This is a genomic window from Crocinitomix catalasitica ATCC 23190, assembly GCF_000621625.1.
Classification (GTDB): domain Bacteria; phylum Bacteroidota; class Bacteroidia; order Flavobacteriales_D; family Crocinitomicaceae; genus Crocinitomix; species Crocinitomix catalasitica.
On the sequence record NZ_JHXV01000017.1, the window covers coordinates 26,020 to 39,137 of the forward strand.

The window sequence follows — 13,118 nt, forward strand, 5'->3', positions numbered from 1 at the left end:
GTAGGGATTTTTTTATTTATTGCTATAATCGAACAATGTTAGACAAAGTAAGCTTTCTTATCATTCGAACATGAATCATCTTACAGGCTTTTCCCCACTACCCATTGAATGTCTGCTAAAGCATAAAAACTTAAACCTAATACACATTGTTCATCTCATATATATCAATCGGAATATATAGCTATTTCTACTTATTTAAGGACATCTCCCTAAAGAATAAAGTAAAGACATCAACATTGTTTAATATATTGTCAAAACCTTCCATTTCCATTCAAGCTCAAGTATCCTATCTCCTCCACTCGCTTAATAAAAATAATGTTTAGTATTCGTGATGCGCTAATTAAGCACAAAAAAAACGTACCCCAAATGAAGTACGTTTTTTAAATGTTTTTTCAAAATCGATTATCCAACCACAACAACTAGATATTTAGATACCTTCCAGAAAGATTTAGGATCTTTAATTTTTATAATATTGTTCTCACCTTCAGTTTTAATCTCATAAGAACTTGATGGGTGATCAGTAATAAAGTTTAATTTCTTACCAATTATTTCAATTGCATCTTTTTGTGTTAAATCTATTTCAGTAAAGTAATCATCGTTAAAATCACTCTTAAGCGCTTGCTTCTTCCCTATTCCAATAAAACCACCTTCTTTAATAATAACACCGTTTGCGATTAATTCATCTTGCGAACCATAAGCATAATAAGCTTTATTCAATTCTTTAATGGTAGCAACTGTTATTTCTGTTTGCTCTTGGTATGCTTCTAATAATTCAACATATTCTCTATCCAATTCAGCTAACTCTACACGCAACATTTCAATTTCTTCTTCTTGCACTTGAATTTTATTCATCAAGTTAGACACCAAAGATTTTAACTCGCTAATCTCAATATCCTTATTGTTTAATTTAACGTTTAACTCTTTTACCTTTTTCTGGTTGGCCTCACGCAAATAATTTATATTTTGAATTTCTTGTATAATCCATTGTTTCCCATCTTCCGCCAACTCAACATCATTCGTTCTAAAACGAATCTCATCTTCTTTAAGGTTAATTTTTGCTAAATTCTCTTCTATTTCATTGAATAACATAAAAGATTCGTTCAATACAGAGTCTTTTTCAACCAATCTATCTTCTAATGCACGATTTTCTGACTTTAACCTTGCTAGTTCCTCATTATTAGCGGATCCAATAGAACCTGTAGTATCATTATCTCCATTACAACTAATTAATAATGACGTTCCAATTAAAAAATAAAATAAATGCTTCATAATTTGTAGTGATTTCTGTTGCAACAAAACTAATTAATATTTAATTCAAATGCTTATTTTTGAACTAAAATCAAGTAAAATGATCAAATCTATTTTTTTATCGTTGGCGTTAATCTCTTTTTCGTTCAACATCTTTTCTTTAACAGTTAATTATTCAGTAAAAATGGAATCTCCGAACAGTCATTATTTTGACGTTGAGATGACCATCTCTGATCTTAAATTAAAAACTACCGAAATAAAAATGCCAGTTTGGGCACCAGGATCATATTTAGTTAGAGAATTTGCGAAGAGTATTAACCAAGTAACCGTTCTAGACGCGTCGGGTAATCCAATCAAAGCTGAAAAAACAGAAAAAAATACTTGGTCAATTGATACAAAAGGTCATCGTCAAATCAAAGTGAAGTATCAAGTTTATGCATTCGAACTTTCTGTTCGTACAAGTTTCTTGGATGATTCGCACGGTTATATTAATGGCTCAAGTGTTTTTATGTATGTGGCTGGAAATAAAAACATCAGTGGAGAATTAGAGATTATACCTCATGCAAGTTTCAAAACTATTTCTACTGCATTGGAAAAAAAATCTAACCGTATTTATGCTTTTAAAAATTATGATCATTTAATTGATTGTCCAATTGAAATTGGTAATCATATCGAATTTAGTTTTGATGCAGCAGGTGTACATCATACAGTTGCTATGTATGGCGAAGGAAATTTTGACGTTGAGACGCTAAAACGTGACATGTCAAAAATTATTGAATCGGAAACTAAAGTAATGGGAGTTAACCCAAACAAAAACTACTTGTTCATCATTCACAACTTAACTGTTCCTTCTGGTGGACTTGAACATGTTAATTCAACTACTTTACAAGTGAATAGATGGACTTATAAAGGTGCTGATTATTTAGATTTTTTAAGTTTAGTTGCGCATGAATATTTCCATTTATGGAATGTAAAAAGAATGCGACCAAAAGAATTAGGACCTTTTGACTATGACAAAGAAAATTATACTGACTTGTTATGGGTTATGGAAGGTTTCACATCGTATTATGACGAATTAATTTTAAGACGTGCAGGTTTCTATTCTGAAGATGATTATCTAAACAAACTATTTGGTACAATTAATTATGTTGAAAACCAACCAGGAAATAGAGTTCAACCAGTTGCTCACGCTAGTTTTGACGCTTGGATTAAATCTTATCGTCCTAACGAGAACAGTGTTAATACTACGATTTCATACTATTCTAAAGGGCAAATTTTAGCTGCCATGTTAGATTTATATATCATCAAGAAATTTGATGCTAAAAAATCTTTAGATGAGTTTTTACAACAACTTTATCAAGATTTTTATGTAAAGTTAGATGTAGGTTTTACCGAAGAAGAATTTCAAGCGAATTTGGAAAAATTTATAGGTGAAGAATTGGATTGGTTCTTTGACAAGTATGTTTATGGTACCGATATTATCGATTATGCTGAGTTTTTTAAAACTGTTGGTCTAGATATCATGGATAAAACAACAAGTTCAAGTCCGTCATTAGGAATTAGAACATCATCAAGTGAAAATGGATTGGTGATCTCTACAGTTTATCTAAATTCTGCAGCTGAACAACAAGGTTTAAGCGTAAATGATGAAATTGTAGCGATTAATGGATTTAGAATGAATAGCGAGACTTTCGCTGAGTTTATGGAAAGTATTGAAATTGGCGACGAATTTGAAATTCTTTTGTCTAGAGATAATATCTTAAAAACTTATACGATTAAAATGGGAGAATCTAAGCGATACCAATATGGCTATGAACCTAACTTTACAGATAAGTCAATCGAACATTTTCAATATTGGTTAAGAATTGATTAATAAAAACGTGGGTACACTTAAAAGTCTGATTCCTAATTATTTTTTAAAGTTTCTATTAAAGATACTTTCGTTAGCTGTGATTTTTACTTTGTGTAGAATCCTATTTTTATTGTTTAACAACAACCTTTTTCCTGTTGTTTATTTTACAGATTTTTTAGCCGGGTTTTGGTTCGACTTAGTGACTGCAGCAATCGTATGTTTACCTCTAGTTGCTATTGAGATGTTTCCCAATAAATGGCGAAATTCTAAAGTTTATAAACAAATAATATTCTACAGTTTTAATATCATCCTGTTCTTAACAGTTTTGATGAATCTGATTGACATCGAATATTTTCGGCACACCTCTTCCCGATCGACGAGTTCGTTATTTAAAATGTTAGGATTCGGCAACGATTTGTCTCAACAATTACCTGGTTTTTTAAGCGAATTTTGGTATTTGCTGATCTTTTTGGTACTCATTCAAATTCTCGGTATTTTCATATACAAAAGAATAACTCGATTAAAAGATGATAGTTCTGAGGTTTCGTGGATTAAACAAATCGTGTTTTTTCTCTTGTCAGCAACCATTTGTGTACTAATTGGCCGTGGAGGCGTTGGTTTGAAACCAATAGCTGCTCCTAACGCTGCAAAGTATACCATTGATCAAAATGTACAACTCATTCTGAACTCAGCTTTTACCGTAATAAAAACATGGGGAGATGTTAGTCTTGACGAGAAGAATTACTTCTCAGAAAAAGAACTTCGAGAACGGTTTACACCTATTCATAACGAAGAACCCATTGCCGTTTTAGACAAACCGAATATTGTATTGATTTTATTGGAGAGTTTTTCTGTCGAATATATATCAAGCATTAACGGAGAAGAAGCGCAATACACACCATTTTTAGATAGCCTAATTGATGAAGGATTGGTTTTTACCAATTGTTATGCCAACGGTAAAAAATCAGTGGACGCAGCTCCGTCTATCATTTCTTCTATTCCGAAGTTGATGGAAATCGAATATTTAACATCCTCTTATGCTGCCAACACTATATCCTCACTACCTAAAATATTAAAAGAACAAGGCTATTCAAGTGGATTTTATCATTCTGCAACCAATGGTTCTATGAATTTTGATGTCTTTTCTGAAGTGAGTGGATTTGATAAATATTATGGTCGAAGTGAATATAATAATGAAGCTGATTTTGACGGTACTTGGGGGATTTTTGATGAACCATTTTTAGAATGGTCTGTTGATCAAATATCGGCCATGAAAAAACCATTCTTTTCAACCATATTTACAATATCATCTCACCCTCCCTATACCATACCCGAAAAATACGGAGATAAATTTAGTAAAGGGCCAACCCAAATGCACGACGCTGTTCGCTACGCTGATCATTCATTAGCTCAATTTTTTCAAAAAGCAAAAGAAAAGGATTGGTATGACAATACTTTATTTGTCATTGTTGCTGATCATACACCAGCCTCTAGTACGCCAATTTATTATAAGGAAATGGGGAATATGCATATACCACTTGTATTTTTTCATCCCAATCAAGATTTCTTTAAAGGGAGAAATGATAAAATTGTAAGTCAGGCAGATATTATGCCTTCCCTTTTATCAATAATAGGTTATCAAAATCCTTATTTTGCCTTTGGAAATTCAGTTTTCTCAAAACAACCTGGATATAGCGCAAGTTTTATAGGCGATCGATTTTTATATTTTGGAACTTTTGAAAACGAACATTATTTACTAACTTTCCAAAACGAGGAGGTTTTAAGTCTCTATAGTTTAGATGACGCCCTGCAAACATTAAATTTAGCAGGCAATAAAACAGCTGCAAGAGTTGAATTAACAGACCAGCTCAAAGCATTGATTCAAACATATAACCATTCGTTAATCAATAACGAAATGACAATAAAATAGCGTGACCGAAAGTAAGAGGCATATTCTTTTTATAATCAATCCAATTTCTGGAGTTGGTAAAAAGAATGTTATTCCTCCACTTATCGAACGTTATATAGATAGCGCAAAATTTAATTGGGAGATCCGATATACCGAATATCGCAATCACGGATTTGAAATTGCGAATATCGAAAAAGTGAATTTTGATGCTATTATCGCTGTTGGAGGTGACGGATCAGTGAATGAAATTGGTCGGGCTTTAATCCATACTAATTGTGCCTTAGGTATTATACCAAGTGGTTCAGGCAATGGAATTGCAAGACATTTAGACATCCCTTTAAACTTTAGTGCGGCCATTCGTCAAATCAACGGATTTGAACCAATGCGTATTGACACTGGCTTGGTGAATAAAAAAGTGTTTATTGGTATTTGTGGTTTTGGTTTAGATGCGCATATAGCTTCAAAATTTGAAGCGCATGCAAAACGAGGATTCTTAACTTACGCCAAGCTTGTATTAAAAGAGTTTAGCAGTTTCAAACCACAGCAATTCCAGATAAAAATTGAAGATACTATTCAAAAAAATCATGGTATATTGTGCACCATTGCCAATTCATCACAATTCGGTAATGGCTTTACGATTTCACCAAAATCAGACCTACAAGATGGGAAATTTGAAATCGTTTTTATTGAACAGTTTAAAGTATTAAAGGGGTTCGACTTGGCCTATAAATTCTTCACTAAATCTATCCATAAATCAACTAAGTTTAAAAGCTTATCATTTACTGATAGTATAGAACTGAACATAGAGAATACGGAAATAATAGATTACCATATTGACGGTGAATCTAACCACTCTAAAGGTCCATTCACTATTGAAATTCAACCACTAAGCTTGTCTATTTTATAGCTTATTTTCTTTCTTCTTTCAAGATAGAATTGTAACTTTTGTTCATCTCATTTGTTTTAGCTTCCAAACGAACCTATCTTAATCTATCACTTATGAAAAAAGTTAATCTAATCCTATTCATTTTATTTCTTGGGTTAAATTTAAATGGACAAGAACGTCTATTTAACATGAATAATTCCATGAGTTTTTCGAATAATCCAGCAAGAACAGGCATGTCACCTGCTACACAAATAAATTATGGTTTGGGGATGTATGACCTGAATTCTAGTTTCCGTAAATTCAATCAATTGTTAAACTTTGATACTTATATTCCTAAAATTAAAGGTGGAGTTGGTTTGGAAATAGGAACATTTAATGCTGGAAAAGATTTCTTAAATGCGCAAACTTTTATCGTTACCTACGCATACCCAATCATAAATAAAACCAATACTTTACTCTCTGTAGGAGCAGGTTTAGGAATGAATAGAAACAAAACTGATTTCACCGAATTAGTATTCGGTGAAATCAATCATATAGTGAGTGAACGATACCACATGAGAGCTAATTATGGATTTCATTTTTCATATAAATCTATATTTATTGAAGGTAGTCAGTCGTTTTACAAAAGAATAAGTTATACACCTAGCGAACTTGATTATAGTGCATTAACACGCCTTCAAATAGGACATACTTTAACTCCATTCAAGAATAAAAACTTGAAATTCTCCAATGCTTTACAATTCATGACTGAGAACGGGTTCTACAATATTAATTGGGGCTTAAACTTCAATACATCACGATTTGCAATTGGCGGAAACATCAATTTTTTATACGATTATATGGCCAATGCAGCTGTTCGACTTGGACCGGTTTGGATTCGATATGCTTATCAATTCAGCTCAAGTCCATTGACTTACGCCAACCACTCAGATCACGAGATTGCTTTAAAATACATTTTCAAAAAACCTATGAATCCACTTTTAAAGAAGTTCGATCAGTTTTTATTCTAAGTAGAAGAAGCGTTAAAGTATTTTCTTTTTATTGATTTCAAAACTCTTGAAGTTTCTCAAAAGGAAATAAAACCCAACCAAAACAAGTGGAATACTTAACCATTGCCCCATATTTAAATTGAGTAATAGCTCACCGTTATCTGCACCACCTTGACTTTCTTTTGTGAATTCGATAATAAATCGCGCAGAAAATAATAGGATAAAGAATAAGCCGAATAAGAACCCTTTGATTTGTCCAGCATTTGTTTTCCAGTAGATAAAGTAAACAACCAAGAAAATAAATAGGTATGCTATTGCTTCATACAATTGAGAAGGATGTCTATTCGGTAAAGTATTTACTAAATCAACATACAATGGATCATTCGCTATTTTATTAAAAGCATCATGAAGATTATCCGTATTTGTAATTTTCATAGCTTGCCAACCTGGAATTTCGTGTCGTAAAAATTTAAAACCGTATTCAGTTAATGTGGGTTTCCCTACAATTTCATGATTAAATAAGTTACCTATACGAATGAAAAATGTTGCTAATGCAGACGGAACAACTAATCGATCCAATGTCCAGAACATTGATCTTTTTGATACTTTTTTAGAGAAAAAATAAGTGGCAATTAAAATACCAAGAACACCTCCGTGACTAGCTAATCCGCCTTCCCATATTTTAAGTATCTCAATCGGGTTTGCTAAATAATAACTTGGTTCGTAAAATAAACAATGGCCCAATCTTGCACCCAAAACACCACCTAAAAGTGTATAAACAAGAATTTTGTCCATCCATTCGTCTGGAACATCTTCTGATTTAAACATTTTCGATAAAATTTTATAGCCTATTATAAAACTAATAGCCCATAAAAGTCCATACCAAACTGGCATTTTTAAAGAAGGTATCACTCTAGGCTCAAAATTCCAAATTATCTCTAATAAAGTCACGCTTATTTTTTTTGCTAAATTAATCAATATCTCACTATGAATTTAGTAATTGTTGAAAAACCGTTAAAGTTTAACCTAAGATTTTATGCTATTTCACATAAAAAAGTTAACCTTTGTAAGTGTATTAAAAAGTCAAAAAATATGTCAACTAAATATAATTTCGGAGCTGGTCCTTGTATTTTGCCTCAGGAAGTTTTCAAAGAAGCATCAAATGCAGTTTTAAATTTTAACGGCCTATCAATTTTAGAGGTTTCTCATAGAAGTCCTGAATTTGTTGCGGTAATGGATGAAGCCATCGCATTGGTTAAAGAAGTATTAAATGTACCTGCTGGTTATAGCGTCATGTTTTTACAAGGCGGTGCAAGCTTAGGTTTTTTAATCTCGGCATTAAACATGTCTGGAAAAAACAAAAAAGCAGCGTATATCAATACTGGAACATGGTCTTCTAAAGCAATAAAAGAAGCAAAGAATGCCGGTCTAGAAGTTGTTGAAATTGGCAGTTCTGAGGATAAAAACTTTAATTATATCCCTAAAGATTTAACGATACCAAATGATTGTGATTTTTTACATTTCACATCGAATAATACAATATTTGGGACACAATTTAAGGCATTTCCAAAAGGAGACATTCCTTTAGTATGTGATATGTCTTCTGATATCTTCTCTCAAGAAATTAATGTCGCTGATTTTGATATTATTTATGCTGGCGCTCAAAAGAATTTAGGTCCAGCTGGAGCAACATTATTCATTGTTAAAGAATCTATTTTAGGGAATTCAACAGCTGAATGGTTGCCAACTTATTTAAATCTTAAAACACATCACGATAAGGAGTCAATGTTCAATACGCCTCCTGTATTCTCAATTTATGTTTCGATGTTAAACTTGAGACACTTAAAGCAAAACGGTGGTGTACCAGCTATTGAGAAAATAAATATTGAAAAAGCAAACATATTATATACTGAAATTGACGTGAACCCTCTTTTTGAAGGAGCTACAGCAGTTGAAGATAGATCGAATATGAACGTTACTTTCAAATTAAAAAATGAAAGCTTAACAGATGCATTTAATAAAGCATGGAATGAGGCAGGTATTGTAGGATTAAAAGGTCACAGATCTGTAGGCGGATATCGTGCTTCAATATATAATGCCCTTCCATTATCTTCAGTTCAAGTATTGGTTAACTTAATGCGAGATTTCGCAAAAGCAAATTCTTAAAAAATGAAAATTCTAGCAAACGACGGTATTGCGCCAGAAGGTGTTTTATTATTAGAAAAAAATGGTTTTACAGTGAGTACAGTAAATGTACCACAAGACCAACTTATTGAAACCATTCAAAAAGAAAATTACGTAGGATTATTAGTGCGAAGTGCTACTACTGCTCGTCAAGATTTAATTGATGCTTGCCCGAACCTTAAATTAATCGGTCGTGGTGGGGTTGGTATGGATAATATTGATGTGGATTATGCTAAATCTAAAGGTTTACATGTAATTAATACTCCTGCTGCATCGTCGCAATCTGTTGCAGAAATGGTAATGGGGAATTTATTTTCATTATCAAGATCGCTTTATAATTCACATTTATTAATGCCACAAAGCGGTGATAGTGAATTCAAAGCTTTAAAAAAGAAATACGGTAAAGGTCAAGAATTAAGAGGTAAGACTTTAGGTATTGTTGGTTTTGGTAGAATTGGAAAAGCACTTGCTGCTTATGCTTTAGGTGTTGGAATGAAGGTTATTGCTGTTGATACACAAACGAATCCAGTTCTTATCCCTATTAAGATTGAAGGCCTCGCAGAAATCAATGCAACTGTTCAACCTACAAATAAATTAGCGGACGTTATTGGCGACATGGATTATATTAGTCTGCACGTGCCAAAACAAAAAGATAATTCGGCAGTGATTGACGCAGATATGATCTCTAAAATGAAAGATGGAGTAATATTAGTGAATGCTGCTAGAGGTGGTGTTGTTGATGAGAGCGCTCTTATTTCAGCATTATCGTCAGGTAAAATCAGAGCGGCAGGTTTAGATGTTTTCGAGAACGAACCTAATCCTAGAAAAGATATCCTTCAACATGAAAATATTGCGAGTACACCTCATATTGGAGCAGCTACTCAAGAAGCACAAACAAGAATTGGAATTGAATTAGCAGAACAAATTATAAATCTATTAAAATAACAGTATGACAATTGTATCTCCTTCACTTTTAGCTTCCGATTTTGCAAATTTGCAAAGCGAGGTAGAAATGATTAACAATAGTAATGCAGATTGGTTCCACGTAGATGTGATGGATGGCAACTTTGTTCCTAATTTATCATTTGGTTTACCAGCTGTTAAAGCTGTAGCTAAACATGCTAAAAAACCTTTAGATATACATTTGATGATTCAAAATCCAGATCTATATATCGATGCTTTTAAAGATGCTGGAGCGGATTATTTGACAGTACATTACGAAGCATGTACACATTTACACCGAACAATTAAAGCAATTAAAGCTGCAGGAATGAAAGCTGGTGTTGCTTTGAATCCACATACACCAGTTGAGTTATTAAACGAAATTATAAATGATTTGGATCTCGTTCTGATTATGTCTGTAAATCCAGGATTTGGTGGTCAAAAATTTATTGAAGCTGCAATCAATAAAACTAAAAAATTAAAAGACCTTATCGTAAATAAAGGAGCAAACACGCTAATTGAAATTGACGGAGGTGTGAATGCTGAAACTGGAAAAAAATTAGTTGATGCTGGAGCCGATGCTTTAGTTGCTGGTAGTTATGTGTTTAACTCTTCGAATCCAAGCGACACAATTGACATCTTGAAAAAATTATAAGCCATACGAAAGCAATTATTAGAACAATTAATTAACGCTTAAATAATATTGAAATAATCTTCAATTGAAATTTGTTAATTAAAAAACAGTAAAAATCGAAATATAACCTATCCTTTTGCTTTAATTTGCGTAATAATAGCAAAGAGAAAGATTCAAGTGATCAAATTACCAAAAAAAAATACCCCACGATTAGTTATTTTTATAGCTGATTTATTTGTTGCGTTCACAGCTTTGCTGATGGCGTATATTATTCGATTTGACTCGTCGCAATTACCTTTTGAAACTGAACTTCATATTTTTGAACGCGGTTTACCGATTTATTTATTAATTCGAGGATTTGCTTTTTATATTTTTAGAATCCACAGAGGAATTGTTCGTTATACAAGTACCGAGGATATTAAACGGATCACAATATCTGTCCTTGTCGGAACTTTCATGATCGGAATCGTATCTGCTTTTTTCTATAAATTTGGAGACGGATACTTCTTATTTCCGATCTCTATAATTCTGGCAGAATTTTTCGCATGTATTTTCTTCATGTTAGTATTTAGATTGTCAATAAAACTGATTTATTCAGAACAATTAAAAAAAGAAAAAGACCTCACTCCTACCATTATTTATGGTGCGGGTATTTATGGCGTAATTACCAAACATGCTTTGGAAAAAGAAGCAAATATAGATGGAAAGATCGTTTGTTTTATTGATGATAATAAATCTAAGTTAGGAAAGACACTTGAAGGTGTTAAGATCTATCACACATCGAACCTTGAGAATATCATTAAAAAAGAAAATGTCAAAAAATTGATCATGGCGATCAAACAGCCCGATAAGAAAAAAAGGCGAGATGTTATTGATGTTTGTCTTGCGAATGATGTTCAAATTCTAAACGTGCCCTCTCCTGCCCAATGGATTAATGGGGAGTTTACATTGAATCAAATTAAACCTGTTCTAATTGAAGATTTACTTGGTAGAGAGAGTATAAAATTAGATCCGGAAAGATTAATTAATGAATTTAAAGGCAAAAAAATATTAGTTACTGGTGCTGCAGGAAGTATTGGTAGTGAAATTGTTCGACAATTAGTTTCTTATGATCCTGAGATTGTAATAATGTTAGATCAAGCCGAATCTGCCATTTACGATCTAGAAATAGAACTTAAGACGAAAAAAACTGACAGTTGTACTGAAACAGTGATCGGTGATATTAGAAATTTAGATCGTCTTAAAAATGTTTTTGAGACATTTAAACCTGATATGATCTTTCACGCGGCAGCATATAAACATGTACCGTTGATGGAAAACAATCCATCTGAGGCTTTAATAACAAATGTTTTAGGAACGAAAAACTTGGTTGATTTAGCGTTGAAGTATGATGTTGAGCGATTTATATTGATCTCAACAGATAAAGCAGTAAATCCAACAAATGTGATGGGATGCTCTAAACGAATTGCTGAGATTTACTCTCAATCAGCTAATCAACTTGGAAAAACTAAATTTATCACTACACGATTTGGAAACGTACTTGGTTCGAACGGTTCCGTGATTCCTTTATTTAAAAAACAAATTGCAAACGGTGGACCATTAACGGTTACTGATAAAGATATTACAAGATATTTCATGACGATTCCTGAAGCTTGCCAATTGGTACTTGAAGCTGAATCAATGGGGAATGGCGGTGAAATATTTGTTTTTGACATGGGTGAGTCAGTGAAGATATACGACTTGGCTAAAAAAATGATCAAACTCAGTGGACTGGAGTTAGATAGAGACATACAAATTAAGTTCACAGGACTGAGACCAGGCGAAAAATTGTATGAAGAGTTATTAACGAATGAGGAGAATACAATAGAGACACATCATCCGCAAATACTTGTGGCTAAAGTGCGAGATTATAATTTTGAAACAATCTCTAAAGATATCTGTCTTTTAACCAGTTTGTTTGAAAGTCAAAACAATTCCCTTATCGTTCAAAAAATGAAAGAAATTGTTCCAGAATATAAAAGTAACAACTCTATTTTTGAGAAATTAGATCAATGATATCAACCAAAATTCAATTAAGATTTAGTGATTTTGACATGGGCAATCATGTGCATAACGCCGCTTATTTACAATATTTTGAAATCGCTAGAATTGGTTTTTTTACCAAAAGTTTAGGTGACGATTGGGATTGGAAGAAAAATGGTATCATCATAAAGAAGAATACGATTGAATATCTGAAGCCTATCTTCATTGACGCACAGATAAGTGTTGAAGTAACATGTAGCCAAATAGGAAATAAAAGTTTTACCTTGGCATATCAAGTCAAAGATCAAAATGGAGATTTAAAAGCATTTGGAGAATCACTCGTTGTTTGTTTTGACTATATCGATAATGTGACCACAACTATTCCTAAAACAATACTCAATATTCTCGAATTAAATAAAGCATAACTAATTCGATTATTTTATTTTAATTTC

At 32.6% G+C, this 13,118-nt stretch carries 11 protein-coding genes; 9 read left to right on the forward strand and 2 right to left on the reverse strand.

The genetic code is table 11. The annotated features are described in order from the left end of the window. Positions 1-402: 402 nt before the first annotated feature. Positions 403-1,269, reverse strand: coding sequence for a Cbp1 family collagen-binding glycoprotein adhesin (locus tag T367_RS23940; protein WP_027419892.1), 867 nt, complete (start codon positions 1,267-1,269; stop codon positions 403-405). A gap of 79 nt (positions 1,270-1,348) precedes the next feature. On the opposite strand from T367_RS23940, the gene T367_RS0110990 reads away from it, so the two are divergent. The 4 genes from T367_RS0110990 to T367_RS0111005 all read left to right on the forward strand — a co-directional run bounded on the left by T367_RS0110990 (position 1,349) and on the right by T367_RS0111005 (position 6,905). Beyond that, the gene (locus T367_RS0110990) at positions 1,349-3,121 is read left to right on the forward strand and encodes a M61 family metallopeptidase (protein ID WP_027419893.1); all 1,773 of its coding nucleotides are present in this window, start codon (positions 1,349-1,351) and stop codon (positions 3,119-3,121) included. 109 nt (positions 3,122-3,230) lie between these two features. Next, a complete protein-coding gene (locus T367_RS0110995; protein ID WP_027419894.1) occupies positions 3,231-5,030 on the forward strand; it encodes an LTA synthase family protein in 1,800 nt (599 codons plus the stop codon). Between the two features lies 1 nt (position 5,031). Then, positions 5,032-5,916 (forward strand): diacylglycerol/lipid kinase family protein, encoded by an 885-nt coding sequence (locus tag T367_RS22115; protein ID WP_051568498.1) that lies wholly within the window; start codon positions 5,032-5,034, stop codon positions 5,914-5,916. Between the two features lie 92 nt (positions 5,917-6,008). Then, a complete protein-coding gene (locus T367_RS0111005) occupies positions 6,009-6,905 on the forward strand; it encodes a type IX secretion system membrane protein PorP/SprF (protein WP_027419895.1) in 897 nt (298 codons plus the stop codon). A 12-nt stretch (positions 6,906-6,917) separates the two neighbouring features. Here the strand turns inward: T367_RS0111005 and lgt are convergent, their stop codons facing one another. After that, the gene (gene lgt / locus T367_RS0111010) at positions 6,918-7,835 is read right to left on the reverse strand and encodes a prolipoprotein diacylglyceryl transferase (protein WP_035843333.1); all 918 of its coding nucleotides are present in this window, start codon (positions 7,833-7,835) and stop codon (positions 6,918-6,920) included. A gap of 141 nt (positions 7,836-7,976) precedes the next feature. On the opposite strand from lgt, the gene serC reads away from it, so the two are divergent. From serC to T367_RS22120, 5 genes are all read left to right on the forward strand, one after another. Further along, on the forward strand, positions 7,977-9,050 hold the full coding sequence (gene serC, locus T367_RS0111015) for a 3-phosphoserine/phosphohydroxythreonine transaminase (RefSeq protein ID WP_035843336.1): 1,074 nt from the start codon (positions 7,977-7,979) through the stop codon (positions 9,048-9,050). 3 nt (positions 9,051-9,053) lie between these two features. Further along, the gene (locus T367_RS0111020) at positions 9,054-10,013 is read left to right on the forward strand and encodes a D-2-hydroxyacid dehydrogenase (RefSeq protein ID WP_027419898.1); all 960 of its coding nucleotides are present in this window, start codon (positions 9,054-9,056) and stop codon (positions 10,011-10,013) included. 4 nt (positions 10,014-10,017) lie between these two features. Further along, positions 10,018-10,665, forward strand: a complete 648-nt coding sequence (gene rpe / locus T367_RS0111025) for a ribulose-phosphate 3-epimerase (RefSeq protein WP_027419899.1) — start codon at positions 10,018-10,020, stop codon at positions 10,663-10,665. A 237-nt stretch (positions 10,666-10,902) separates the two neighbouring features. After that, positions 10,903-12,699: a polysaccharide biosynthesis protein gene (locus tag T367_RS0111030; protein ID WP_084274400.1), complete on the forward strand. Its 1,797-nt coding sequence runs from the start codon at positions 10,903-10,905 to the stop codon at positions 12,697-12,699. Then, positions 12,696-13,091 (forward strand): acyl-CoA thioesterase, encoded by a 396-nt coding sequence (locus tag T367_RS22120; protein WP_051568500.1) that lies wholly within the window; start codon positions 12,696-12,698, stop codon positions 13,089-13,091. The genes T367_RS0111030 and T367_RS22120 overlap by 4 nt, the downstream gene beginning before the upstream one ends. Positions 13,092-13,118: the final 27 nt, after the last annotated feature.